General features: G+C 72.0%; 24 protein-coding genes. 12 read left to right on the top strand and 12 right to left on the bottom strand.

The features are described from left to right. Positions 1 to 200 precede the first annotated feature (200 nt). Both dinB and AB0M93_RS12645 read right to left on the bottom strand, forming a co-directional pair. The gene (gene dinB / locus AB0M93_RS12650; RefSeq protein WP_364272861.1) at positions 201 to 1,415 is read right to left on the bottom strand and encodes a DNA polymerase IV; all 1,215 of its coding nucleotides are present in this window, start codon (positions 1,413 to 1,415) and stop codon (positions 201 to 203) included. Positions 1,416 to 1,521: 106 nt separating this feature from the next. Beyond that, positions 1,522 to 2,247 (bottom strand): methyltransferase domain-containing protein, encoded by a 726-nt coding sequence (locus AB0M93_RS12645; protein WP_364271910.1) that lies wholly within the window; start codon positions 2,245 to 2,247, stop codon positions 1,522 to 1,524. Between the two features lie 106 nt (positions 2,248 to 2,353). Between AB0M93_RS12645 and AB0M93_RS12640 the strand changes: the two genes are divergently transcribed. The 5 genes from AB0M93_RS12640 to AB0M93_RS12620 all read left to right on the top strand — a co-directional run bounded on the left by AB0M93_RS12640 (position 2,354) and on the right by AB0M93_RS12620 (position 7,295). After that, positions 2,354 to 3,247, top strand: coding sequence for a ParA family protein (locus tag AB0M93_RS12640; RefSeq protein ID WP_364271907.1), 894 nt, complete (start codon positions 2,354 to 2,356; stop codon positions 3,245 to 3,247). Positions 3,248 to 3,250: 3 nt separating this feature from the next. Further along, positions 3,251 to 4,060: a DNA-formamidopyrimidine glycosylase family protein gene (locus AB0M93_RS12635; protein ID WP_364271904.1), complete on the top strand. Its 810-nt coding sequence runs from the start codon at positions 3,251 to 3,253 to the stop codon at positions 4,058 to 4,060. A gap of 125 nt (positions 4,061 to 4,185) precedes the next feature. Continuing rightward, a complete protein-coding gene (gene add, locus AB0M93_RS12630; protein ID WP_364271901.1) occupies positions 4,186 to 5,232 on the top strand; it encodes an adenosine deaminase in 1,047 nt (348 codons plus the stop codon). A 398-nt stretch (positions 5,233 to 5,630) separates the two neighbouring features. After that, the gene (locus AB0M93_RS12625) at positions 5,631 to 6,191 is read left to right on the top strand and encodes a GNAT family protein (RefSeq protein WP_364271898.1); all 561 of its coding nucleotides are present in this window, start codon (positions 5,631 to 5,633) and stop codon (positions 6,189 to 6,191) included. Between the two features lie 66 nt (positions 6,192 to 6,257). Continuing rightward, on the top strand, positions 6,258 to 7,295 hold the full coding sequence (locus AB0M93_RS12620) for a quinone-dependent dihydroorotate dehydrogenase (RefSeq protein ID WP_364271895.1): 1,038 nt from the start codon (positions 6,258 to 6,260) through the stop codon (positions 7,293 to 7,295). On the opposite strand, the gene AB0M93_RS12615 is transcribed toward AB0M93_RS12620, so the two are convergent. From AB0M93_RS12615 to rimO, 7 genes are all read right to left on the bottom strand, one after another. Beyond that, positions 7,267 to 8,673, bottom strand: a complete 1,407-nt coding sequence (locus AB0M93_RS12615) for an amidase family protein (RefSeq protein WP_364271892.1) — start codon at positions 8,671 to 8,673, stop codon at positions 7,267 to 7,269. The two genes, AB0M93_RS12620 and AB0M93_RS12615, sit on opposite strands and share 29 nt — an antisense overlap. A 520-nt stretch (positions 8,674 to 9,193) precedes the next feature. Continuing rightward, positions 9,194 to 10,174 carry a hypothetical protein gene (locus AB0M93_RS12610; protein ID WP_364271889.1) on the bottom strand — a complete coding sequence of 327 codons (981 nt, stop codon included), beginning with the start codon at positions 10,172 to 10,174 and terminating at the stop codon, positions 9,194 to 9,196. Between the two features lie 29 nt (positions 10,175 to 10,203). Beyond that, positions 10,204 to 11,046, bottom strand: coding sequence for a PspA/IM30 family protein (locus AB0M93_RS12605; RefSeq protein ID WP_364271886.1), 843 nt, complete (start codon positions 11,044 to 11,046; stop codon positions 10,204 to 10,206). A 233-nt stretch (positions 11,047 to 11,279) separates the two neighbouring features. Continuing rightward, on the bottom strand, positions 11,280 to 11,738 hold the full coding sequence (locus AB0M93_RS12600; protein ID WP_364271883.1) for a helix-turn-helix transcriptional regulator: 459 nt from the start codon (positions 11,736 to 11,738) through the stop codon (positions 11,280 to 11,282). 99 nt (positions 11,739 to 11,837) lie between these two features. Next, a complete protein-coding gene (locus AB0M93_RS12595) occupies positions 11,838 to 12,308 on the bottom strand; it encodes a CinA family protein (RefSeq protein WP_364271880.1) in 471 nt (156 codons plus the stop codon). Positions 12,309 to 12,310: 2 nt separating this feature from the next. After that, entirely contained in the window at positions 12,311 to 12,952 is a 642-nt protein-coding gene (gene pgsA, locus AB0M93_RS12590) for a CDP-diacylglycerol--glycerol-3-phosphate 3-phosphatidyltransferase (RefSeq protein ID WP_364271877.1), read from the bottom strand. Next, the gene (rimO, locus tag AB0M93_RS12585; protein ID WP_364271874.1) at positions 12,949 to 14,385 is read right to left on the bottom strand and encodes a 30S ribosomal protein S12 methylthiotransferase RimO; all 1,437 of its coding nucleotides are present in this window, start codon (positions 14,383 to 14,385) and stop codon (positions 12,949 to 12,951) included. Before rimO ends, pgsA begins: the two co-directional genes overlap by 4 nt. A gap of 96 nt (positions 14,386 to 14,481) precedes the next feature. Here rimO and AB0M93_RS12580 point away from each other — a divergent pair, with 96 nt between their 5' ends. From AB0M93_RS12580 to AB0M93_RS12570, 3 genes are all read left to right on the top strand, one after another. Then, positions 14,482 to 14,991 (top strand): amino-acid N-acetyltransferase, encoded by a 510-nt coding sequence (locus tag AB0M93_RS12580; RefSeq protein WP_364271871.1) that lies wholly within the window; start codon positions 14,482 to 14,484, stop codon positions 14,989 to 14,991. A 91-nt stretch (positions 14,992 to 15,082) separates the two neighbouring features. Next, positions 15,083 to 15,517, top strand: a complete 435-nt coding sequence (locus AB0M93_RS12575; RefSeq protein WP_364271868.1) for a phospholipase — start codon at positions 15,083 to 15,085, stop codon at positions 15,515 to 15,517. A 51-nt stretch (positions 15,518 to 15,568) separates the two neighbouring features. Next, positions 15,569 to 16,180, top strand: a complete 612-nt coding sequence (locus AB0M93_RS12570; RefSeq protein ID WP_364271865.1) for a nitroreductase family protein — start codon at positions 15,569 to 15,571, stop codon at positions 16,178 to 16,180. On the opposite strand, the gene AB0M93_RS12565 is transcribed toward AB0M93_RS12570, so the two are convergent. Beyond that, the gene (locus tag AB0M93_RS12565) at positions 16,173 to 16,610 is read right to left on the bottom strand and encodes a hypothetical protein (protein WP_364271863.1); all 438 of its coding nucleotides are present in this window, start codon (positions 16,608 to 16,610) and stop codon (positions 16,173 to 16,175) included. The two genes, AB0M93_RS12570 and AB0M93_RS12565, sit on opposite strands and share 8 nt — an antisense overlap. Positions 16,611 to 16,648: 38 nt before the next feature. After that, entirely contained in the window at positions 16,649 to 19,147 is a 2,499-nt protein-coding gene (locus AB0M93_RS12560) for a DNA translocase FtsK (RefSeq protein ID WP_364271860.1), read from the bottom strand. 156 nt (positions 19,148 to 19,303) lie between these two features. Between AB0M93_RS12560 and AB0M93_RS12555 the strand changes: the two genes are divergently transcribed. The 4 genes from AB0M93_RS12555 (at position 19,304) to AB0M93_RS12540 (ending at position 23,212) form a co-directional block, all read left to right on the top strand. Then, on the top strand, positions 19,304 to 20,119 hold the full coding sequence (locus AB0M93_RS12555) for a lysophospholipid acyltransferase family protein (RefSeq protein ID WP_364271858.1): 816 nt from the start codon (positions 19,304 to 19,306) through the stop codon (positions 20,117 to 20,119). A gap of 33 nt (positions 20,120 to 20,152) precedes the next feature. Then, entirely contained in the window at positions 20,153 to 20,764 is a 612-nt protein-coding gene (wrbA, locus tag AB0M93_RS12550; RefSeq protein ID WP_364271855.1) for an NAD(P)H:quinone oxidoreductase, read from the top strand. 53 nt (positions 20,765 to 20,817) lie between these two features. Continuing rightward, positions 20,818 to 21,765: an EamA family transporter gene (locus AB0M93_RS12545; protein WP_364271853.1), complete on the top strand. Its 948-nt coding sequence runs from the start codon at positions 20,818 to 20,820 to the stop codon at positions 21,763 to 21,765. Between the two features lie 70 nt (positions 21,766 to 21,835). Next, positions 21,836 to 23,212 (top strand): amino acid permease, encoded by a 1,377-nt coding sequence (locus AB0M93_RS12540; protein WP_364271851.1) that lies wholly within the window; start codon positions 21,836 to 21,838, stop codon positions 23,210 to 23,212. A 111-nt stretch (positions 23,213 to 23,323) separates the two neighbouring features. On the opposite strand, the gene AB0M93_RS12535 is transcribed toward AB0M93_RS12540, so the two are convergent. After that, positions 23,324 to 24,967, bottom strand: coding sequence for a substrate-binding domain-containing protein (locus tag AB0M93_RS12535; protein WP_364271849.1), 1,644 nt, complete (start codon positions 24,965 to 24,967; stop codon positions 23,324 to 23,326). Positions 24,968 to 24,977: the final 10 nt, after the last annotated feature.

Genomic DNA, 24,977 nt, shown 5'->3' with positions numbered 1-24,977 from the left:
GCTCGGCTCGGCTCGGCTCGGCTCGGCTCGGCTCGGCTCGGCTCGGCTCGGCTCGGCTCGGCTCGGCTCGGCTCGGCTCGGCTCGGCTCGGCTCGGCTCGGGAGACGATCCCTTGCCTTCACCCCTCCGAGGACCCGGCCAACACCCCCGACCCCCTCAACGCCAGAGCAACGCGCCCCAAGCCCAACAGCGCCCCGGCCTCACCCCTCCCGCGGCCCGAGCAGCGACGCGGGCCGCACCGCGGCCGAGCCGAACTTCGACCTCGCCACGTCCGCCGCCACCTCCGCGTCCCGCCAGCGCGGTGCCGGGGACTCGAACACCAGCTGCTCCCCCGCCTCGCCCGTGTCGAGCCCCTCCACCCGGACGCCGATCAGCCGGACCGCACCCGCCGGGGCGTGCTCCGCCAGCAATGCCACCGCCACCGCGTGGATCTCGCGGGCCACGTCCGTGGCCGAAACCAGCGTCCGGGCCCTCGTGATCGTCCGGAAGTCCGCGAACCGCACCTTGATCGAGACCGTCCGGCCGCGTACCCCGCGCGCCCGCAGTGTCGCCCCCACCCGCTCCGACAGCCTCAGCAGCTCCAGGCCCAGCGACGCCCGGTCGTGGCGGTCGACGTCGAACGTGTGCTCCGCGCCGATCGACTTCTCCGGCGAGTCGACCACCACCGAGCGCTCGTCCACCCCGTGCGCCAGGCGGTACAGGTGTTCGCCGGCCGCCGTGCCCAGTGACTTCTTCAGCCGCTCCGGCGGGAACGCCGCGACGTCGGCGATCGTGTCCAGGCCCAGGCGCCGCAGGTGCTCCTCCGTCCGCGCGCCGACGCCCCACAGCGCCGACACCGGCAGCGGGTGCAGGAACGCCAGCGTCTCCGCCGCCGGCACCACGACCATGCCGTTCGGCTTCGCCATGCCCGAAGCGAGCTTCGCGACGAACTTGACCTTCGCCACCCCGACCGAGCAGGTGATCCCGTGCTCGGCCTCGACCCGCGCGCGCAGCTGCGCGCCCAGCGAAGCCGGCGTCGCACCCAGACGCCGCAACGCCCCGCTGACGTCCAGGAACGCCTCGTCCAGGCTCAGCGGCTCCACCAGCGGCGTGAGCTCGCGGAAGATACCCATCACCCCGCGGGACACCTCGCCGTACAGCCCCGACGTCGGCGGGATGTTGATCAGGTGCGGGCAGAGCCGCTTCGCCGTCGAGAACGGCATCGCCGACCGCACGCCGAACTTCCGCGCCGGGTAGTTCGCCGCGGCCACCACCGCCCGCGGGCCGCCGCCGGACACGACCACCGGCTTGTCCGCCAGCTCGGGCCGGGTCCGCAGCTCCACCGACACGAAGAACGCGTCCATGTCGACGTGCAGCAGCCCGCACCCGGTGTCGTCCGGCACCGGCTCTCCCGGCCGGACCCGGAACCGGCCCATTCCGCCCGGCAACTCAGCATTTCGCCCCACGCCGGGGACGCTACCGGCCACCACCGACAGTTTCCGGACACGGGCGAGCGCGACGGCGGAAACCCGCCGGAAAACGTCAGGCCGGCCGTGCGACCGCGTGCAGGCGGCCCGCGATGTCCCGCAGCGCCGGCGACCCCGCGGCCGCCCGTTCGAACGCGGCCAGCTCGTCTTCGCGGACGTCGCCGGGCACCAGGTCCGAGATCACCCGGTCGCCCTGCAGCAGGGTGACCGCCAGGCCGGCCGCCTCCAGGCCGGCCCGCAGGCCGTCGGCGGAAAACCGGCGCAGCACCGTGTCGCCCGGGGCGATCCCGTCCGCGCTCTCCAGCAGCCGCTGGGCCTCTCCGACGCGGCCCGCGAGCGCGCGGTGGAGCACCGCCGCGTGCCGGTTCGCCACCAGCACCGATACCGCGCCGCCGGGGGCGACCGCCGTCGCGAGGGCCGTCAGCACCGCGGCCGGGTCGTCGACGATCTCCAGGAGCCCGTGCGCCAGCACCAGGTCGGCCGAGCCCGGCTCGACGTGCCTGCCCAGCGCGTCGGAGTCGTCCGCGACCACCGTGATCAGCTCGGAGACGCCTTCCTCCTCGGCGCGCCGCTGCAGCGTGGCCAGCGCGTTCGGGCTCGGCTCGACGACCGTCACCCGGCAGCCCGCCGCCGCGAACGGCACCGCCCAGCCGCCGCTGCCGCCGCCCACGTCGACGACGCGGGGGTGCTCGGCGCCCCGGGCGCGGGCGGCCTCGATCTCGGCCTCGAGCACCCGGCGGACGGCGCCCGAACCCCGGGCGGCCACGGTCTCCGTCTTCATGTCGCACAGGGTAGTGCCCGGCCTGCGCCGCCTCCCGAGCTCCTCCCTTCGAGTGAAGGCCCCTTGCCCGGCGGCGCCCGGGGCCCGCACCCGTAGGCTGGAGAACGTGCACACGGTCGCCGTACTCAGCCTCAAGGGAGGCGTCGGCAAGACGACGGTCGCTCTCGGTATCGCGTCCGCCGCCCTGCGTAGGGGCACCCGGACGCTGGTGGTGGACCTCGACCCGCAGGGCAATGCCACCACCTCGCTCGACCCGCCGTTGACCGACGCCACCCTCGCGGACGTGCTCGAGAGCCCCACCCGGGAGATGCTGCAGCGCGCGATCGCGCCCAGCGTCTGGAGCGAGGACGTCGACGTTCTCGTCGGCGCCGAAGAGCTGGAGCTACTCAACGACCCCGACGCCGACAGCGAGCGCCTGGCGAACTTCTCCCGGGCCTTGGACGAGCTGCACCGCGAGCCGTTGCACGAAACGCCGTACGAGCTGGTGATCCTCGACTGCCCGCCGTCGCTGGGCCGGCTGACGAAGTCGGCCCTGGTGGCCGCGGACAGCGCGCTCATCGTCACCGAGCCGACGATGTACGCGGTCGCCGGCGCGAGCCGCGCCCTCGAGGCGATCGAGAAGATCCGCAAGGAGCTCAACCCACGGCTGCGCGCGATCGGTGTCCTGGTCAACAAGCTGCGCGTGCGCTCCTACGAGCACCAGTTCCGGATCGCCGAGCTGCGCGAGAACTTCGGCTCGCTGGTGATGCCGACGGCGATCACCGACCGGCTGGCCGTGCAGCAGGCGCAGGGTGCGTGCAGCCCGATCCACGAGTGGCACTCACCCGGCGCCCAGGAGATCGCGCTCACGTTCAACATGGTGCTGGCCAAGATCCTGCGGTCGAACCGGGCGGGGCGCCACCGCATCGCGGGCGAGGACCCCGAGGGCCCGGACTGGCCCGAAGGCCCGGCACCGGAAACCCCCGAGGCACCGGCCGAGGTGTCCGAATCCGCGGGGTGAGCCGTGCCCGAAGGTGACACCGTCTTCCTGGTCGCCAAGCGCTTCGCCAACGCGATGACCGGGAAGACGTTGCTGCGCGGGGAGTTCCGCGTACCCCAACTGGCCACTGTGGACCTCGCCGGGCGCGACGTCCTCGGGGTCGGGACCGTCGGCAAGCACCTGTTCACCCGCTTCTCCGGCGACCTGACCCTGCACTCGCACCTGATGATGGACGGGATGTGGGACGTCTACCCGGCCGGCACGAAGTGGCGCCGGCCCGGTCACCACGCCCGGGTGATCCTGACCGCGGCCGACGTCCAGGTGATCGGCTTCCGCGTCCACGACCTCAAATTCGTGGCCACGGCGAAGGAACGCGACCTCGTCGCCCATCTCGGCCCGGACCTGCTCGATCCACAGTGGACGGATGATCACCTGAAGCAGGCGGTCGCCAACCTGACCGCCGACCCCGCCCGCGAGCTCGGCATCGCGCTGCTCGACCAGCGCGTGATGGCGGGGGTCGGCAACCTCTACAAGTGCGAAATCGCTTTCCTGCTCGGCGTCACCCCGTGGACGCCGGTGTCCGAAGTGGACGCCGACGCCACGGTCGCGCTCGCCCGCAGGCTGCTGCTGGCCAACGCCCGCTCCGGGCGCTTCGACCAGAGCACCACCGGCCACTTCGACCGCAACCGCAAGAACTGGGTCTACGAGCGGACGCGCCAGGGCTGCTACCGCTGCGGCGGCAAGCTCCTGGTCCGCACCCAGGGCCACGACGTCCAGCGGCGGCCGACGTGGTTCTGCCCGAAGGACCAGGCAGGCCCGTACCCGGCGCAGTAAGCTGGCTCACGTGACGACGTTCAAGCTCCCGCTCTACGGGGCCGACACCGAACGCGGCGACCTCGCTCCCTGAGCCGCCCGCGCTCCTCCCGTCACCTCTTCCGCACACCCCAGGGAGCTCAGTCATGCCCGGAATCCTGACCGGGCAGGCGCTGCGCGCGTTCGCGCACGCCCTGCCCAAGGTCGAACTGCACGTCCACCTGGTCGGTTCGGCGAGCCTGCCGACCGTGCTGGAACTGGCCCGGCGCCGTCCCGCGGCCGGCGTCCCCACCGACGAGCGCGAGCTCGCGGAGTTCTTCACCTTCCGCGACTTCGCCCACTTCCTCACCGTGTACCTCGCGGTCACCTCGCTGGTCCGCGACCGCCACGACATCCACACCCTCGTGACGGGCCTGGCGGCGGATCTCGCCGCGCACAACTGCCGCTACGCCGAAGTCACCGTGACGCCGTACAACCACTTGCTCGACGGCATGGCCGGCGACGAACTGCTCGCCGGGCTCGAAACCGGCCGGGCCCGCGCCGCCGAACTGGGCGTGGAACTGGCCTGGTGCTTCGACATCCCAGGCGAAAAGGGCACCCGGGCCGGACTGGAGACGCTCGTGTTCGCGCTGCGCGAACGGCCCGGCGGCCTGGTGTCGTTCGGCCTCGGCGGCCCGGAGCTCGGCGTCGGGCGCGCGCAGTTCGAGCCGTACTTCACGCGGGCGCGGGAAGCCGGGCTGCACAGCGTCCCGCACGCCGGCGAGACCACCGGGCCGGCCACGATCTGGTCCGCGCTGCACGACCTCGGCGCCGAGCGGATCGGCCACGGCACCAGCTGCGCGGCCGACCCGGCCCTGCTGGAACACCTTGCCGCGCACCGGATCCCGCTCGAGGTGTGCCCGACGTCCAACGTGCGGACCGGCCAGGTCCCGGCCATCGCGGCGCACCCGGTGCGGCGGATGCTCGACCACGGCGTCGTCGTCACGCTGAACACCGACGACCCGCCGATGTTCGGCGCCACCCTCACCGGCGAGTACGTCGCCGTCGCCGAGACGCTCGGGCTCACCACCGCCGAGCTGGCCCGGCTCGCGGAGAACGCCGTCGACGCGTCCTTCCTCGACGAGGGGCGGAAAGCCGTCCTGCGGACCGAGATCACAGAAATGACGTTGCACGGCACCGCGAACTTCACCTAGCGTGGCAGTACACGAGAAAGGAGGTGGTCCTAAGTTGTATTCCAACAGGACTCGTGAGGTGGCTGTCCGCTAGCGGATGGCACGTGGAGGACTTTGAGCAGCGATACAACTGAGCCACCTTCGGCTCATCGCCTGCTTCACGTGGTGCCTGATAGCGAATACCAGGCAGTCACCGTGCCCCCGGGGTTCCCGAGCACCAGTCCGGCTCGGGCTCAGGCGTTTGACGGCGCTTGAGAGGCACCCCGGGGGTTCCTTATTGCCTGTGGCCGGACGGGCAAAAGATCGACACAGCGCTCATCCGTGCAGGTCATGCCACCCGGCGTCGCAGGACGACCGTCCGGCGATCGGCATTCGGCTGTTCTGTCCCCCAGACGGCTGAAGCTCGCTAGCCTGGACGCATGCTCAGGCCCGACTACCCGATCACCACGGAACGCCTGCTCCTGCGCCCGTTCACGCCCGACGACCTCGACGCGCTGAACTCCTTCCAGTCCCGCGCCGACGTCGCCCGCTACCTGTACTGGGGGCCGCGCAGCCGCGCCGAATCGGCCGCGGCGCTCGCCAAACGGGTGCACAGCTCGACGTTGACCAAGGAAGGGCAGCTGCTGGCCGTGGCGGTCGAACTGGCCTCGACGGGCCAGCTGATCGGCGACCTGAACCTGGAGTGGCTCAGCAGCGAGCACCGGCAGGGCGAGATCGGTTTCGTCTTCCACCCCGACCACCACGGCAAGGGCCTGGCCGCGGAGGCAGCCACCGAACTGCTGCGGCTGGGCTTCGAAGACCTGGGGCTGCACCGCATCATCGGCCGCTGCGACGGCCGGAACACCGCGTCGGCCGCGCTGATGGAACGCCTCGGCATGCGCCAGGAAGCGCACCTGAAGGAGAACGAGATCGTCAAGGGCGAGTGGACCGACGAGCTCATCTACGCGATGCTCGAAGACGAGTGGAAGGACCGCGACTGAGTGGTGCCGTTCACGCGGACGTGACGCTCCGGTCGCGGGCCCCGGGTGATTTGGCAGCATGTGGGGGTGTTCTTCGACAAGATCGTCCGCCCGGCGCTGTACCGGCTGTCCTACCACGACCCCGAGCTGGTGCACGAGCGCACGGTCGGCGTGCTGGCCCGGCTCGGCAAGGCCGCGCCCGCGCTCGGCGGCGCCCTCCGCGTCGACGACCCGGTGACGGTGCTGGGCCTGCGTTTCCCCAACCGCATCGGCCTCGCCGCCGGGATGGACAAGAACGGCCGCGCGCTGCCCGCGTGGCCCGCGCTGGGCTTCGGGTTCGTCGAGGTCGGCACGGTGACGCGGCTGGCGCAGCCGGGCAACCCGAAACCCCGGCTGTTCAGCCTCCCCGCCAGCGACGCGGTGATCAACCGCATGGGCTTCAACAACGACGGCGCGGAAGCCCTCGCGGCGAAGCTCGCCCGCGACGGCAAACCCGGTGTCCCGCTCGGGATCAGCATCGGCAAGTCGAAGGTGACGCCGCTCGAGGACGCCGTCGAGGACTACCGGTTCTCCCTGCGCGCGCTGCACCCGTACGCCGACTACTTCGCGATCAACGTCAGCTCGCCGAACACGCCGGGGCTGCGGCAGCTGCAGGACCGCACCGCGCTCGCCGAACTACTCGGCGAGCTGCGTTCGACGTCGCTCGAGCTTGCCGGTCGCGGGCCGGCGACGCCGGTGCTGGTGAAGGTCGCGCCCGACCTGACCGACGAGGCGCTCGCCGAGCTGCTGGAGGTCGCGCTCGAACACGGCGTCGCCGGGATCATCGCCACGAACACGACACTGGCCCGCGACGGCATCGCCCCCGCGGAGAGCAGCCTGGCCGGACAGGCGGGAGGACTGTCCGGCCGGCCGCTGACCACCCGCGCGGCGGAGGTCGTGCGGTTCGTGCACGACCACACCGGCGGGAGCCTGCCGATCATCGGCGTCGGCGGGATCATGGGCCCGGACGACGCGGTCCGGCTCGTCGACGCCGGCGCGTCGCTCGTGCAGCTCTACACGGGCTTCGCGCTGCACGGGCCGGGTCTGGTGCGCCGGGTCAGCCGGGGTCTCGCAGCCCGGCGGTAGACGCGAAGCGCACGTAACCGCGCCAGGACTCGTAGCGCTCCAGGCCGGGCCCGTCCGCCGTCAGGCACCGGACGGCCAGCGGGGTGCTGCCGTCGTCCAGCTCGACGTGGTCGAGCACGAAGGGCTCCTTCAGGCCGGCGGCGAACCGCTCGAACGCGGCCGGGGACAGGCGCCAGCGCTCGCCGTCGAGGGCCGTGCCGCCGTCGAGGACGCCCGGCTGCGGCGGTTCGGTGGGCAGCAGGACCATCCGGTAGCCCTCGATGGTCCGGACCGGTCCGGAGAAGCGGGCGCCGAGCCCGGTGAGTTCGGCGTTGAGCGGCTGGCCGCGCAGGTGCGCGCCGAACACGACGATGTCTTCGCCGGGTTCCGGGTAGGGCGTCATCGGCTCGTCCGTGCAGACGGTCGCGAGGTCGAGGGCGATCTGGTCTTCGAACGCGCGCGTCAGGAAGGTGACGCCGAAGGGGCGGCGGTCGCCCGGCAGCACCGGGACGGTCACCGCGGCCACGTCGAGGAGGTTCGCGAAGGCGGTGCAGGCGGCCAGGCGGTGTCCCACGCCGGCCGGGTCGCCGAGCGCTTCGGCGACCCCCGGGTGCTCCGGCACGGCCGGCACGACGAGGGCGTCGAAACCGTCGAAACCCGGCTCGGCCACGGAGATCGGGGTGAGCACGGCCCCGGCCGCGGTGAGCCGGGCGACGACGGCCTTGAGTGCGAGGCTCGCTCCTTCGCCGAGGGGAAGGTCGTCGGGGTAGGCGATCCGCGGGTGCTCGCCGGCGCCGAGGCGGACGTCGGCGGGCCAGTCGCGGTCGCCGCCGGTCATCAGGACGAGGGCGCGGCGGGCCGCGACCAGGCCGTTCGCGTACACGGAGACGTCGTCGGCGGCGGGCAGCAGGCCGCGTGTCGGCTTCACCGCAGCGACGGCGTTCAGCGCCGCCGGGACCGCACCGCCGGTGCTCAGCGCCAGGTCGACGATGCCCAGTGCGACGGCGACCGCGGCGCCGTTGCCGCCGACCTTGGTGCGGTCCCAGGCGGCGGAGACCGTGGCGGCGCCGGTCTTGCCGAGCACGACGGCGCCGGCCGACGTCAGCCGCGCGACGACGGGAGCGCTGGTTTCCGCGACGCCGTGGGCGGACGGCTGTTTCGCGACGTCGATCCGGTCCTGGACGGCGATGACCGTGCCGGCCAGCGGCAGGTCCTCCCCCGCGGTGACGCGTTCGTCGACGGCCTTGGCGTCGACGAGGACGTCTTCGACGGCGCGGAGGGTGGTCCAGAGTTCGGGGCGGCCGGCCTCGGTGAGGCGTTCGAAGGCCGCGATGACGCGCTGGGAGGCGGTGGGCGGGGTGGTGGGCACGGGATCCGGGTCCGGCGGGAGCGTGTTCACGGGGCGTCCTTTCCTCGGCGGTCAAGAAAGTCCACTGTGTACGGTCGGCGCCGGCGAACCTCAGTCCACGGCGGGCCTCCCGGCGAGTGTCACCTCGGCATGCATGACAGAAACGTTAGGGCGCGGACGTTTCCGTAGCCATCAGATTCCGATTACGCGCGGGTTTCGGCACCAAGAGGTGAACAGGGCGCGACGCCGGGGTGAAACGCACGATCACGCACGCGCGGTGACGAACGCCCGGATCGGCCGGACGGCGGCACCCGAACGGCCGAGTTTGAAGTCCCAACGGCGGAGCGAACACCCAATCCGGGTAATCCGGCATCACTTCCACCCAAACCTGCGTACCGGACAGGTCGACACACGTGCCCAGAGGGTCGACACACGTGTCTGGAGGGTCAACACACGTGATTCGGGGGTCGACACGCCGGGACACCCGGCCGGTGGGCCGTGTCGACCTCTCAATCACGCGTGTCGACTCCGCAATCACGCGTGTCGACCTTCGGGACACGCGCGTACGGCGTTACGAGAGTTCGCGGAGGGCCATGGCCAGGCCGGCCAGGCGGTCTGTTGCGTCGGTGAGGGCTTGTTTGGACGTCACCAGGCCGTCGCTCGAGGCCGCGACCGTGTGGCCGGCCGCGGCGACCAGGCCCCGGTAGCCCTCGAGGCCGTCGTCGAGCTGCTCGCGGAGCTTGCCGACCGCCGCGTCCAGGGCCGCCTTCTCTCGGGCGGGTGCCGAGTCGCGGCCGCGTTCGATCGCCTGGATGCGGGCCGCCAGGCCGCGCAGGGCGGCCGCCGCCTCGGCCGCCGTCTGGCGGGCGTCCGCGACCGACACCTCCGAGACCGGGGTCGTCCCGATCGACGACGGCACCGAGAGCTGGCGCAGCAGCTCGGTCAGCGACGCTTCGCACTCGGCGAGCCGTTCCATCGGCTCGCGGGCCGCCGAGCGGGCGGGTGGCAACGGTGGCGGGCCGGCCGGCGCCGCGGGGATCGGGGTGCGCTTCAGGTCGCGCAGCTTGAGGCCGGATCGGACGCTGAAGGTGCCGAAGATGACCGCACCCGCGAACGCGGTGATCGCCTGCGGCATCATCGCGGCGCCGATCGGGCTGATCCAGCCCACCGCGGCGGCCACCGTCACGACGAGGCACAGGATCGTCAGGATGATCCACAGCGTCAGCGCTTTCGACGTCCGGCGCTTGCGGCGTTCCAGCTTCGCGGCCGGGTGGTTCCAGCGGTCCCACTTGGCGCGGGCCTCGGCGAACACCGGGACCTGGTTGGCCATCGACGACAGCGAGGCCGTCATGTCGGGCCGCCGCACCGGCGGGCGCTGCAGCGGGTTGGGCCGGGCAGTCTTCCCGCCGGCCTGCTCGGCCGGCGGGAAGTACTTCTGCACCTTTTGGAGCTTTTCCTGGGCGCGCACGGCGTAGTCGGGCAGCTTCTCGATGTGCTTCTCCAGCTTGGCGCTCAGCTCGCCGAAGTCACGCCGTCTGCCCTGCTGCCCCATTGCTCGCCCCCTCGGAACGGTTCGCCCGGTCAGGCCGGGTTCTTGCCCTGCTCGGCCTGCACGCGCGCCTGGATCTCACGCTGGATGTCGGCCGAGCTGCTCGCCGGCGCCTGGGCCGTCTTGCCGCCGTCGGTCACCTGCGCGACCGAGTCACCGTGCATCGACGCGCGGATCTGCTGCAGCCGCGACTGGCCGGCCAGCTGCGTGGTGGAAGCCTGGACCTCCATCATGCGCCCCTGGACCGAGTTCTGGGCGAGTTCCGCCGAGCCCAGCGCCGTGGTGTAGCGCTTCTCGATCTTGTCGCGGACCTCTTCCAGCGACGGCGTGTTGCCCGGCGCGGCCAGCTGGCTCATCTGGTTGAGCGAGGCGGAGACCTGCTCCTGCATCTTCGCCTGCTCCAGCTGCGAGAGCAGCTTGGTGCGCTCGGCGAGCTTCTGCTGCAGCATCTGCGAGTTGCGCTCCACGGCCTTCTTGGCCTGGGCCGCGGCCTGCAGCGACTGGTCGTGCAGCGTCTTCAGGTCTTCGATGTTCTGCTCGGCCGTGACGAGCTGCGTCGCGAAGCTCTCCGCGGCGTTTTCGAACTCGGTGGCCTTCTGCTCGTCGCCCTTGGCGCGCGCCTCGTCGGCGAGGACCAGCGCCTGCCGGGTCGAGGCCTGCAGCTTCTCGACCTCGCCGAGCTGCCGGTTGAGCTTCATCTCCAGCTGCCGCTGGTTGCCGATCACGGAGGCGGCCTGCTGCGTCAGCGCCTGGTGGTTGCGCTGCGCCTCCTCGATGGCCTGCTGGATCTGTACCTTCGGGTCGGCGTGCTCGTCGATCTTCGACGAGAACGCCGCCATCATGTACTTCCAGAACTTCACGAACGGGTTGGCCATCTCCTCCGCCTGCCTTCTTGCGTCCCACGGGCCTTGGTACTCGGGGTGGTGGGGCGTCGCTCCCCTGCACTAGCAACGCACCGACCCCGGCGTCGGGTTCCATCGTGTCAGGTCGGCCACGTCCGTTCCAGGCGACCCCGGGGGATTTCAGGGTTCGCCCCTGATCACCCCTGGTCTTGAACGCCGACGGCCCCGGGCGGGTTGCCCGGGGCCGTGGTGCCTGTGCGCTGGACCTACGCGGCGATGGTCGAGGCCAGCTTGGGCTGCCCGATCGTCGTGCGCAGGGTGGTGTTCATCCGCGGTGCCGGGGAAACCCGCAGGTCGGCGAGGTCGTTCCCGATCAGCTCGGACATCAGGCGGCCGCCCTCGATGCCGGCCGCCGATGCCTCGGCGCCGCGCTTCTCCCGGGGCGTGCCTTCCACGATCCGCTCGTCGACCGGTGTGACCTCGACGTTGTCGAGGGCCGAAACGTCCGCCGCCACGTTGTGCAGCAGTTCGCCGAGCGGAAGGTCGAGGGCCTGGCAGATGGACGCGAGCAGTTCGCTCGACGCCTCCTTCTGGCCCCGCTCCACCTCCGAGAGGTAGCCGAGGCTGACCCTGGCGGCGCGGGAGATGTCGCGCAGCGTACGACGCTGGTTGGTGCGGGCATGACGGAGCCGATCACCGATCGCCTCACGCAACAGCACGGTCATCACGCGCCTCCCTTCCGAACAAGTACCCCCTACGTTACCCAGAGCGGTGCCCCGGGCGCAGGAGTTGGTGTGCACGTACGCCAAGGGCGAACGCCCGTTTCACGCCAGATGTTCCCCGAGCAGGGCAAACGCCGCCAGGACCGATTGGGTCCTGATCAAGTCCCGGTCGCCGGTGAGGGCCAGTGTCCGGACTGTGCGTGTTCCCGGCCCGGCCAGCCCGACGTGCACGGTACCCGGTTCGACGCCGTCCTGGGCGGCGGGCCCGGCGACGCCGGTGAGGCCGAGGCCCCAGGTGGCGCCGCACCGGTCACGAGCACCCTCGGCCAGCTGCGCGGCGACCTCCGGGTGGACGGCACCGTGTTCGGCCAGGAGGGCGGCGTCGACACCGGCCAGGCGGTGCTTGAGTTCGGTGGCGTAGACGACCAGGCCACCGCGGAGGGCGGCGCTGGCCCCGGGCACGCGGGCGAGCGTGGCGCAGACGAGCCCAGCGGTGAGCGATTCGGCGGCGGCGACCGTTTCGGCCCGGGCGGTCAGGGTGGCGATGAGGACGGCGGCCTGCTCGTCGGCCACCCTCAGCTCCCGGTGGCCCGGCGTCCGGCCGCCCGCAGGCGCACGGCGCGGACCAGGTAGTCCACCCCGGTCACCACGGTCAGGACCAGCGCCAGCCCCATCAGCGCCCACCGCACCGGGTCCGCGCCGGCCGGCAGCGGCAGCAGGTACGCCACGATCGCCGCGATCTGGGCCATCGTCTTCGCCTTGCCGCCGCGGCTCGCCGGGATCACGCCGTGGCGGATCACCCAGAACCGCAGCAGCGTCACGCCGATCTCGCGGACCGCGATGACGATCGTCACCCACCAGCCGAGCTCGCCCAGCACGCTCAGCCCGACCAGCGCCGCGCCGGTCAGCGCCTTGTCCGCGATCGGGTCGGCGATCTTGCCGAAGTCGGTGATCAGGCCGTACTTGCGGGCCACCCAGCCGTCGAGCTGGTCGGTGGCCGAGGCGATGGCGAACAGCCCGGTCGCGAGCGCGCGCCAGGTCGTGTCGTGGCCGTCGCCGACGAACAGCGCGACCACGAACAGCGGCACCAGGACCAGCCGCGAGAGCGTCAGGAGGTTCGCGACGTTGAGCGTCGGGACCGGGGTCGGCTCCGGGACCTGGGCGGCGGTGTCGCGTGCCAGGCCCTCGTCCGCGGCGTCGCTGGGGAGCGCACTCACCGGTCGGCGTCCGGTACCGCGCGGACGATCAGGTCCACGCCCGCCGAGTCCACGACCTCGCAGCGGAGGAAGTCGCCGACCTGCGTCTTCTCCGGCGCGTCGAGGATGACGCACTCGCCGTCGACCTCCGGCGCCTGGTGCGCGGCGCGGCCGGTGAGCTCGCCGTCGTCGTCCAGCTCCACCAGGACGTCGACGAACGTGCCGATCCGGTCCTCGGCGCGCTGCGCGGTCAGCTCCTCGACCAGCGCCGAGATCCGCGTGACGCGCTTCGCCACCTCCTCGGCGTCGAGCTTGCCGTCGAAGGTCTCGGCCTCGGTGCCGTCCTCGTCCGAGTAGCCGAAGACGCCCACGGCGTCGAGCCGCGCCCCGGTCAGGAACCGCTCGAGCTCGGCCAGGTCGTGCTCGGTCTCACCGGGGAAGCCGACGATCACGTTGGTCCGGATGCCCGCCTCGGGCGCGTACTCGCGGATCTGCTCGGTCAGCGCCAGGAACGAGTCCGTGGAGCCGAACCGGCGCATCCGGCGCAGCACCTGCTCGCTCGAGTGCTGGAAGGACAGGTCGAAGTACTCGGCGACACCCGGCGTGGTCGCGATGGCCTTGACCAGCTGCGGGCGCGTCTCGGCCGGCTGCAGGTAGGAGACGCGGACGCGCTCGATGCCGTCGATCTCCGCCAGCCGCGGCAGCAGCCGCTCCAGCGCGGTGGCGCCGTCGCGGCCGAAGTCCTTGCCGTAGGACGTCGAGTTCTCGCTGACCAGGAACAGCTCCTTGACGCCGTGCTCGGCCAGCCACATCGCCTCGGCGACGATCTCGTCGGGCTGCCGCGAGACGAACGAGCCGCGGAACGACGGGATCGCGCAGAACGAGCAGCGCCGGTCGCAGCCGGAGGCGATCTTCAGCGCGGCCACCGGGGAGTCGTCGAGGCGCGTGCGCAGCACCCGCGGGCCCCAGCCGTGCTGCGCGTGCCCCGGGACCTCGACCGTCTCCGCGGCCGCGGGCCGCTGGACCGGGCTGATCGGCAGCAGCTTGCGCCGGTCGCCGGGGGTGTGCGACGCGATCTTGCGGCCCGCGACGACGTCGTCGAGCCGGTCGGACAGCTCGGCGTAGTGGTCGAAGCCCAGCACCGCGTCGGCTTCGGGGAGGCTGTCGGCGAGCTCGTGGCCGTAGCGCTCGGCCATGCAGCCGACCGCGACGACCTTCTTGCCCGTGTCGGACGCGGCGAGCAGCGTGTCGACGGAGTCCTTCTTGGCCGACTCGACGAAGCCGCAGGTGTTGACCACCACGACGTCGGAGTCGTCCGGATCGGCCGCCAGCTCCCAGCCGCCGGCCGCGAGCCGGCCCGCCAGCTCCTCCGAGTCGACCTCGTTGCGGGCGCAGCCCAGGGTCAGCAGGGAGACGCGTCGGGTGGCGGCTGGGTCCGTGGCAGGGGAAGGCACGACGTTCAGGGTAGCCGCCGGTCCCGGGCGGGCCGACGACGGCGTAGCCCGGTGGTGCCGCCGCGCGCGCCACGCGATGTGGCAGGGTGGACGATCGTGCCGTCCGACTCCCCCCGCCCGAGCGTCCGCCGCGCCCGGATCGCCGACGTCCGCAAGATCAAGGCCCTGGTCGACTCGGACGCGGGCCGCGTCCTGCTGGAGAAGGATCTGGTCACGCTGTACGAGGACGTCCAGGAGTTCTGGGTCGCCGAGGTGGGTGACGAGGTCGTCGGCGCGGCCGCGCTGCACGTGCTCTGGGAGGACATCGCCGAGCTGCGCACGGTCGTGGTCGACAAGGCCGTCCGCGGCCAGGGGGTCGGGCGCGTGCTGGTCGCCCGGCTGGTCGACGAGGCACGTGAGCTCGGTCTCAAGCGGCTGTTCGTGCTGACCTTCGAGACCGGCTTCTTCGCCGGGCACGGGTTCGTGGAGATCGACGGGACGCCGGTGTCGCACGAGGTCTACGAGGAGATGCGCCGCTCGCACGACACGGGTGTCGCCGAGTTCCTGGACCTGCCCTACGTCAAGCCGAACACTTTGGGCAATTCCCGCATGCTGCTCGAACTCTGAGTGAAAACCTTCTTTCGGGCGGTGACGGGCGCCACGGCGAGGCCCGAAGCTGATCGGGCACTTGTCCACCGATCGGCGAGGAAGACAACCGATGCGCACGACACTGCGGAACCTGGGGGCCACCGTGACGGTGGCCGTTTCTGTCGGCGCGGGTGCCCTGCTGGGTACCGGCACCGCCGCGGCCGTCGACATTCCGACGGTCACCGACCAGTACCTCTTCAGCACCTCGCTCTCGAACTTCGAGACGATCCGGAACCAGGCGCCCTACAACGGCCAGCTCGACTGGTCGTCCGACGGCTGCTCGTGGGCGCCGGACAACCCGTTCGGCTGGAAGTTCCTGCCGGGCTGCCACCGGCACGACTTCGGCTACCGCAACTACAAGAAGCAGGGCCGGTTCACCGAGGCGAACCGCCTGAAGATCGACGACAACCTCTACACCGACCTGAAGAGCGTCTGCGGGTCCAACATCGCCTGCAAGGGCGCGGCTTGGACGTACTACGAGGCGGTCCGCAAGTTCGGCGGCTGAGCCCGGCAGGCCCGGGCCGCGTGCTCGGCCCGGGCCCGCCAGGATGGGCGCATGGACATCGATCATCTGCTCAGCACGACCCGGGCGGTCCGCCGGAAGCTCGACCTCGACCGGCCGGTGGAATCCGAAGTCCTCGAGGAGTGCCTGAACCTGGCGCTGCAGGCGCCGACGCCCGGCAACGTCCAGGCCTGGCGCTGGCTCGTGGTGCGCGACCAGGACGTGAAGAACCGGCTCGGCGCGATCTTCCGCGAAGTCGGCGAGGCCTACCTGGCGGAACGGGCGAGTGCCGCGCCGTCGCGGGCGCTGGCCTCCGGGCGGCACTTGATCGACGTGATCGAGCGCGTCCCGGTGTTCGTGATCCCGGTCGTGGCCGGCCGCCCGGCCGGGGACAACGCGGTCGACGCGGCCTTCTACGGCGGCATCTTCCCGGCGGTGTGGAGCTTCCAGCTGGCGCTGCGCTCGCGCGGGCTGGGCTCGACGCTCACCACGTACCACCTGGCGCGGGAGGCCGAAGCCGCGGAGATCCTCGGCATCCCGGACGGCCACACACAGGTCGGGCTGCTGCCGGTGGCTTACACGACGGTGCCGGACTTCAAGCCGGCGCCGCGCACGCCGCTGTCCGAAGTGGCCTTCCTCGACCGCTGGGGCACGCCGCTCAGCTGATCCGGACGGTCGCCTCCCCGGCGTCCTCGCTCACCGACACCAGCTCGATCCGGCTGGCGGCGAACGACGTCGCCTGCGGGCCGGTGCGGGGGCCGCTGTGGAGCTCGGCCGTGGTGCTCTCGCCGCGGCCGGGCTCCTTCAGCAGGAACGCCAGGGTGGCCTCGCCCTGCCAGATGCACGTCATCCCGGGACGGCACCGCGAGTCGGCGACGACCCGGGTGTAGCGCACGGTCAGGTCCTTCCCCTGCACCGCGGCCTCCTGCCCGAGCCGCAGGGTGACGTCCTGCCCGGCGGGGGCGCTCACGGCCGGTGACGACGGCGGAGGCGCGGCGGGCCCGGCGGCGGGGTGCCCGGCGGCGACCGAGCTCCCGGCACCCACCGTGAGGACGGCGAAGGCGAACAGTCCGGCTACGAATCGCTGTAGGTCCACGTGCTCAGGACGGAACCGGCCGAGCACGGGTTGCACCGCTACTCCTCGTCATCGCCGGCGTCGGTGTCCACCGGGCCGCCGCCGCGGATCATGAACAGGACCGACTCCAGTTCCTCCGGCTTGATCAGCACGTCCCGGGCCTTCGAGCCCTCCGACGGGCCGACCACGCCACGGCTTTCCAGCAGGTCCATCAGCCGGCCCGCCTTGGCGAACCCGACGCGCAGCTTGCGCTGCAGCATCGACGTCGAGCCGAACTGGGACGTCACGATCAGCTCCGCCGCCTGCAGGAGGACGTCGAGGTCGTCGCCGATGTCCGGGTCGATCTCCTTCTTCTCGCCGGCCTTCTGCGCCGTGACGCCGTCCTGGTAGTCCGGCTGCGCCTGCTCCTTGGCGTAGTTGACGACCGCGGCGATCTCTTCGTCGCCGACGAACGCGCCCTGGATGCGGACCGGCTTGCCGGCGCCCATCGGCAGGTAGAGCGCGTCGCCCATGCCGATGAGCTTTTCCGCGCCCGGCTGGTCGAGGATGACCCGGGAGTCGGTCAGCGACGACGTCGCGAACGCCAGCCGCGAAGGCACGTTGGTCTTGATCAGGCCGGTGACGACGTCGACCGACGGCCGCTGCGTGGCCAGGACCAGGTGGATGCCGGCGGCGCGGGCCTTCTGGGTGATCCGGACGATCGCGTCCTCGACGTCGCGCGGGGCGGTCATCATCAGGTCGGCGAGCTCGTCGACGATCGCCATGATGTACGGGTACGGCCGGTACTCGCGCTCGGACCCCGGCGGCGCGGTGATCTCGCCCGACTTGACCTTCTTGTTGTAGTCGTCGATGTGCCGGACCTTGTTGACCTGCATGTCCTGGTAGCGCTGTTCCATCTCCTCCACCAGCCAGGCCAGCGCGGCGGCGGCCTTCTTCGGCTGGGTGATGATGGGCGTGATCAGGTGCGGGATGCCTTCGTAGGGCGTCAGCTCGACCATCTTCGGGTCGATCAGGATCATCCGGCACTCGTCCGGCGTCGCCCGCGCCAGCAGCGACACCAGCATCGAGTTGACGAAGCTCGACTTGCCGGAACCGGTCGAACCCGCGACCAGGAGGTGCGGCATCTTCGTCAGGTTCGCGGTGACGAAGTGGCCCTCGATGTCCTTGCCGAGGCCGATCACCATCGGGTGGTTGTCCTTGACCGTGGACGGCGCCCGCAGGACGTCACCCAGGCGGACCATCTCGCGGTCGGAGTTCGGCACCTCGATGCCCACGGCGGACTTGCCCGGGATCGGCGCCAGCAGCCGGACGTTGTCGGTGGCCACCGCGTAGGCGATGTTCTTGGTCAGCGCGGTGATCTTCTCGACCTTCACGCCCGGGCCGAGCTCGACCTCGTAGCGGGTGACCGTCGGGCCGCGGGTGAAGCCGGTGACCTGCGCGTCGACGTTGAACTGCTCCAGCACGCCGGTGATCGCCTCGATCATGGCGTCGTTGGCCTTGCTGCGGGACTTCGGCGCGTCGCCGAGCTTCAGCAGGTCAGGCGGCGGGAGCTGGTAGTCGCCCTCGACCGTCCGGGTGACCGCGAGCGGCGGCTCCGGAGCCTTCTTGGGCTTCTTCTCGGGCACCTCGGCCGGGGGCGGCTTGGGGAGGGCCTTCGGCGGCTTGATCGGCGTCGGCGCCTCGGCCAGCATCGCGTCGAGGTCCAGCTGCTCGGGCTCGGCTTCGCTGGCCTGGCGACGCCGGGACGGCTTGCGCAGCCGCGCGGTCTTCGGGTCGGCGTCGGTGACCTTCTCTTCGTCGGTGGCGAAGCCCGAGCGCTGGGCCTCGGCTTCGGCGAGTTCCTCTTCGTCGAGGCCCCAGTTCCGCAGCCGGTGCGGGATCTCGCGGACCGGCGTGCCGGTGAAGACGAGCACGCCGAAGAACAGCGCGAGGATCAGCAGCGGCACGGCGACCCAGGTGGTGACGCCCATGGTCAGCAGGCCGCCGGAGAAGGCGCCGACGATGCCGCCGGCGTACATCCGGCCGTCGTTGGTGTCCGGCAGCGCGGTGAAGATGTGCAGCATCCCGAGCACCGACAGGACGACCATGATCGTGCCGACCACCATCCGCGGCCGCGTCTCCGGGTGCGGCTCGGACCGCATCAGCGCGACGGCGACCACGACCAGCACCAGCGGCAGCGTGACCGCTCCGGCGCCGAGCACGGTCCGGGTGGCGATCTCCACCCCGGTGCCGATCGGCCCGGCCGCCCGCCACCAGACGCCGACGGCCGCGACGATGCCCAGGCCGATGAGGCCCAGCGCGAGCCCGTCGCGACGGTGCTCCGGCTCGAGTTCGCGGGTGCGGCCGACCGTGCGGGCCAGCGTGCCCAGGCCCTTGGCCAGCAGGTTCCACGTTCCGCGGACGCCCTTGCCGAAGATCCCGGGAGTCTTGCGCCGGGACCGTGGCGGCGGCTTGCGAGTGGACGACGTACGTGGCTTCGCGGGTGTACGCGGCTTACGCGCCGCTGCCCCCTTCGCGCCGCTTCCCGTGCTTCTCTTCCTCGTCGCCGACCCAGCCATACCGTCAACGGTAACTGGCATTGCCAGTTAGTCCCGTGCGCCACTCTCGGCCCAGGGTGAACTTCTGCCTCACAGCCCTCCTCGAGCGGCCATCCGGGTGATCGGATCCGGCCAGTGCGCAAACGGGTGAAATCGGCGTCTGCCATGCTCTGCCCCATGCTCGCGCTGCGCACCGACGAACCGCCCCGCCGTGCTCCCGCCATCTGGCGGACCATGCTGAACATCGACCGGGGGCTGGTGAACTTCGTCGGGCGGCTGACCGTCTCCGGCCGGGTGCCCGCCCAGCTGCGGGGGCGGCCGCTGCTGATGGCCGCGAACCACATCGGCGTGTTCGACGCGTTCGTGCTGATGGCCGCGTGCAAGCGGATCGGGATCAACCCGCGGTTCATGCTGGCCGGCGGCATCCTCGACGCGCCCGTGATCGGGCCGGCGCTGCGGGTCAGCGGGCACCTGCGGGTCGACCGCAAGCACGCCGGGACCGCCGTCGGACAGTTCGCCGAGGCCGTCGAAGCCATGAAGACCACGCGCGAGCCGATCATCGTCTACCCGGAGGGCCGGATCAGCCACGACCCGGGCCTGTGGCCGGAGCGCGGCAAGACCGGCGCGGCGCGGCTCGCGCTGGCCGCGGGCGTGCCGGTGATCCCGATCAGCCAGTGGGGCGCGCACGAGGCCGTCTACTGGGGTACCGAGACCGTCAACGGCCCGGCCGACCTGGTCCCGCTGGCCCGCTCCGGGCTCAGCGCGCCGCTGCGCCGGCCACGGTTCCGGGTGCACTTCGGCGATCCCGTCGACCTCTCGGACGTCGAGCCGGAGCGGCCGGGCGCCGGCGTGCGCGCGCACGCGAAGATCATGCAGGCGATCACCGACGGTCTCGTCCCGCTGCGCCGCGACGAGCTCGACCGGCCCCGCTTCCACGACCCCACGCGACCCACCGACACGGTCAGCCCCTGGAAGCCGCCGTCCGTACTGTGAGACACGCGGGGCCGCGCCCCTAGAGTCGGCGACGTGAGCACACGGATACTCGTCGTCTACTACAGCTCGACCGGGAACACCGCCGCCCTCGCCGGGTCGCTCGCCGACGGCGCGCGCGAGACCGGCGCGGAGGTGCGGGTGCGGACCGTGCCGGAAACCGTGCCCGCCGAAGCGATCGCGCGGAACCCGCGCTGGCAGGCCTGGGTCGACGCCGGTCCGCACCACGAGCTCGCCACGCTCGGCGACCTCGAGTGGGCCGACGGGCTCGCGGTCGGCAGCCCGACCCGGTTCGGCGGCCCGGCCGCCCAGCTCAAGTCCTATTTGGACAGCACGGGTGGCTTGTGGGCCCAGGGAAAGCTGGCGGACAAGGTGGCGACGTCGTTCACGACGGCGTCGACCGCGCACGGCGGCCTCGAGTCGACGCTGCTGGCGATCAACAACGTCTTCTACCACTGGGGCGCGATCGTCGTCCCGCTCGGCTACACCGACCCGCACCTGATGCAGTCCGGCAATCCCTACGGCGGCTCGTTCGTCTCGCGCAAGTCGGCCGCGCCGGACGAAGTCGCCCTCGAGGCGCTGCGGCTGCAGGGGCGCCGGCTGGCCACCGTCACCACGCACGTCGCCACCGGCTTCAAGCGGGCCTGATAACCGGATAAACCGGTTCGGCGGTGACGGCGGCAGCCCCTAGAGTCGCGACGGTGACCACCGAGCTCCCCGTCCTCGCGCCGCCCCGGGCCGCCCACCGCGGCCGCGGGACCACCTACGTCCTGCTCGCCGCCCTGTTCTTCAGCACGTCGGGCACGCTCGGCAAGTCCGTGATGACGGCCGGGATCACGCCGGAACAGGTGGCCGCGGTCCGGATCGGGCTGGCCGCGTTCGTGCTGCTCGCCGGGGTGGCGCTGGTGGCGCCGCGGAAGCTGCGGGTGCGCCGGGCGGAGCTGCCCGTCCTGGCCGGCTACGGCCTGCTCGGCGTGGCCGGGGTGCAGCTGCTCTACTTCGTCGCCGCGGGCCGGCTCCCGGTCGGCATCGCGATCCTGGTGGAGTTCGTCTCGCCGGTGCTGATCGCGCTGTGGGTGCGGTTCGTGCGGCGGCACCGGCTGCCGGGCCCGGTCTGGGCCGGCATCGGGCTGGCGATGGCGGGGCTCGCGCTGGTCGCCCAGGTCTGGGACGGCGTCACGCTGGACGGGCTCGGCCTGCTGGCCGGGCTCGGCGCGGCCCTCTGTTCGGCGGGGTACTTCCTGCTCGGCGAGCGCGCGGTGGCCGGCATCGACCCGCTGGGCCTGGTCACCTGGGGCATGGTGATCGGCGCGGTCGCGATCAGCTTCGTCGCGCCGCCGTGGACGTGGCCGGCCGGGCTGCTCGGCGCGCACGTCGAGTTCGGCGCGTGGCTGCCGCCGGTGTGGCTGCTGCTCACCCTGCTGGTGCTGGTGGCGACGGTGCTGGCGTACGTCTGCGGTATTTCGGCGCTGCGGCACCTGCCGGCGTCGGTGGCGAGCGTGCTCGGGCTGGTCGAGCCGGTGATCACGACGGTCGCGGCGTGGGTGCTGCTCGGCGAGGAGCTCGCGTGGCCGCAGCTGCTCGGTTCGGCGATCCTGCTCACCGGCGCGTACGTCGTGCAGCGGAAGTGGGACGTCCTCGTCGGCTGAGGTTGCGCAAATTCTGCACCGGATCGCGCCGGGGTGCGAAAATCCAGGCTCCACCCGGGGAGGTAGCACCTTGGCGACGAAGTCCGGGCTGCGGCCCGATCTGCGGCAGCGGCACGTCCGGATGATCGCCCTCGGCGGCATCATCGGCGCGAGCCTGTTCATCGGCAGCGGCGCGGTGATCCACACCGTGGGCCCGGCGGCCGTGCTGTCCTACGCGCTCGGCGGGCTGCTCGTCGTGCTCGTGATGCGGATGCTCGGCGAGATGGCGACGGCGGCGCCCGCACTGGGCTCGTTCATGGAGTACGCGCGCGACTCCCTCGGCGGCTGGGCGGGCTTCACGATCGGCTGGCTGTACTGGTACTTCTGGGTCGGCGTGGTCGCGTTCGAGGCGGTCGCCGGCGCGAAGATCCTGCAGGGCTGGCTGCCCGGGGCGCCGCAATGGGTGTTTTCGCTCGGGCTGATGCTGCTGCTGACGGCGACGAACCTGGCGTCGGCGCGGTCGTTCGGCGAGACGGAGTTCTGGCTGGCGTCGATCAAGGTCGCCACCATCGTCGTGTTCCTGCTGCTGGGCGTGCTGTTCGTGCTCGGCCTCTGGCCGGGCGCGCACTTTTCGGTGGGCAACATGGGCCTCGACGGCTTCGTCGCGAAGGGCCCGTTTTCGGTGGTGCACGGCGTGGTCATCGTGATCTTCTCGTACTTCGGCGCGGAGATCGTGACGATCGCGGCGGCCGAGTCCGACCAGCCGGAGACGGCGGTCCGCAAGGCGACGTCGACGATCGTCTGGCGGGTGATCGTGTTCTACGTCGGTTCGGTGGCGCTGCTGGTGATGATCACGCCGTGGCGCGAAATCCCGAGCGAGACGAGCCCGTTCGCGGCGGCGTTCGGCCGGTTCGGCGTCCCGGCGGCGTCGACCATCGTCTCGGCGGTGGTGCTGACGGCGGCGCTGTCGGTGCTGAATTCGGGGCTGTACACGGCATCCCGCATGCTGTTCGCGTTGCGGCGCCACGGCTGGGCCCCGAGCTGGATCGCGGACACGAACGCCCGCGGCGTGCCGTGGAAGGCGATCCTGGCGTCGACGTCGGTCGGCTACGTGGCGGTGGTGATGAGCTACGTGAGCCCGGACAAGATCTTCTACTTCATCATCAACTCGGCGGGCGCGGTGGCCCTGTTCGTGTACGCGATCATCTGCGGCTCCCAGATCCGGATGCGACGTGCTCTGGAAGCGTCGGCGCCCGAGAAGCTGAAGCTGCGGATGTGGGGCTACCCGTGGCTGAGCTGGGTGACGCTGGTGCTGACGCTGGTCGTGGTGGCGTCGATGCTGTTCGTCGACGAGGACGCGCGGGTCCAGCTGTACCTGAGTTTGATCAGCCTGGCGGTGATCCTGGGCGTCTACGCCCTCATCCGCCGCCGCTCGAACCGTGCCGGAACGGTCGACACGCGTGATTGAAGAGCCGACACGCGTGATTGAAGGGACGACACGGCGAAGCTGGGCCGTGTCGTCCTCCCAGTCACGCGTGTTGACTCCCTGATCACGCGTGTCGACCTTCGGATCACGGGCTCAGCCGCCGGCGATGCGGGACAGGGCCGCGAAGAAGACGTCTGTGATCTTGGCCGGGTCCGGGGCCACGAATGCCTGGCCTCCGGTGGCCGCGGTCAGCTGGTCCAGTTCCGTCTTGTCCGCGTCCGGGCCGATGCCCACGCCGATCAGGGGGATCGGGCGGCGGGGGTCCTGCAGGGTGCCCAGCTCCGTCAGCAGGTCCGCGCGGGAGATGCCGTGCGGGTCCTCGTTGCGGCCGTCCGTCATCACGATCACCAGGTTCAGCCGGCCCGGCTCCCACTCGCGGCGGGCCGTGCGGTAGGTGTCCAGGACGCTGTCGTACAGGCCCGTTCCGCCGTCCGGGGTCGCCTTCACCTGGGCCAGTTTCTCCAGCGCGCCGCTCGCCAGGTGCTGGGCCACCGGGGCCATCGGCAGCAGCTCGCGGTAGTCCTTGTCGCCGTCCAGGTGCGTCGAGAACGCCAGCATCCGCAGCTGGGTCGCCGGTTTGAACAGGCGCATCGCCTTCGCCGCCGCCTGCATCGTCACCTGCATGCGGTTCAGGCCCGTTCCCGGGACCTGGGCGTTCATCGACCCCGAGACGTCGATCAGCACCTGCACCCGCGCGCTGAGGTTGACCCCGGCCCACTGGTTGAGCAGCTCGTCGACGACCGGGGCGGGCGGCAGGCTCGCCGTCCGGATGCCCTCCGGCGCCACCCTGAGGTCGTCCGCGTGGTCGCGCAGCGCCTGGCCGCCCGCCGCGCGCAGGCCGGTCTTCGCGATCGCGTCCCCGCCCGGGTCGCCGAGCACCGCGTCCCGCAGCGCGTCGACGATCGCGCGCTGCTGCGGGGTGATGCCGCCCAGCTCCGCGAACGGGTAGTCCAAAGTGGGCACCGCGGTCGAGTAGACGGCGACGAGCGGGGAGCTCGGGTCCTCGACGTTGTGGCGCAGCAGGGAGTTCTCCGACGCCGGGAACGCCGTCACCGCGGCCGTGCCGCCGCCGTCGCTCGAGCCCGGCAGCCGGGCGATCAGCTCCCGGTCGCCGCCGAGCGTGTTGGCCGAGAACCGCCGCAGCAACGCGACGTACGCGGCCGACGGCTCGGGCGCCGCCTTGACCGTGTCCCGCAGGCCGAGCAACGCCGTCGCGCCGACCGGGTCGCGGGCCGGGTCCGGCATCCCTGGGACGACGCCGGGCGCGGCCAGCACGTCCGCCCAGGTGAGGACGCGGTCGGGCCAGCCGAGGCCCTTCGCGACGTCCGCGGCGACGGCCAGTACCACCGGCGAACTGGCCACCGAAGCCCCGCTCTCGGGGACGTCGGCGGCCCCGAGCTGGTGGGCGCGGCGCAGCGCGAGGGTCGAATCCGGCACCCAGACCTGCGGCCGCGGGCTGCCGTCGGCGAGGGCGAGCCGCTCGGCGGCCTGGGTCGCCTCCCTGGTCTGGACCTCGACGCTGCCGCACGGCAGGTCGAGACCTCTGGCGACGAGCGACAAGGCGGGCGCGATGTCCGCGGACGCCGTGACGAGGACGTTCGTGTGCTGCTCGCACGCCGGCCCGGCACGCATGGCCGACACCGTCACCCACGCCGCGGCGCCGAGGACGAGCACGAGGCTGGTCGCGAGGGCGGGCAGGAGCAGCCGGCGTCGTCTGCCGTCCGAGTGACGTCCCATCGGCGCGGCC

It is taken from the genome of Amycolatopsis sp. NPDC051102 (genome assembly GCF_040682815.1).
Taxonomy (GTDB): Bacteria; Actinomycetota; Actinomycetes; order Mycobacteriales; family Pseudonocardiaceae; genus Amycolatopsis.
The sequence above is the reverse complement of the archived record's forward strand: the minus strand, read 5'-3'. Positions and strand labels throughout refer to the sequence as shown.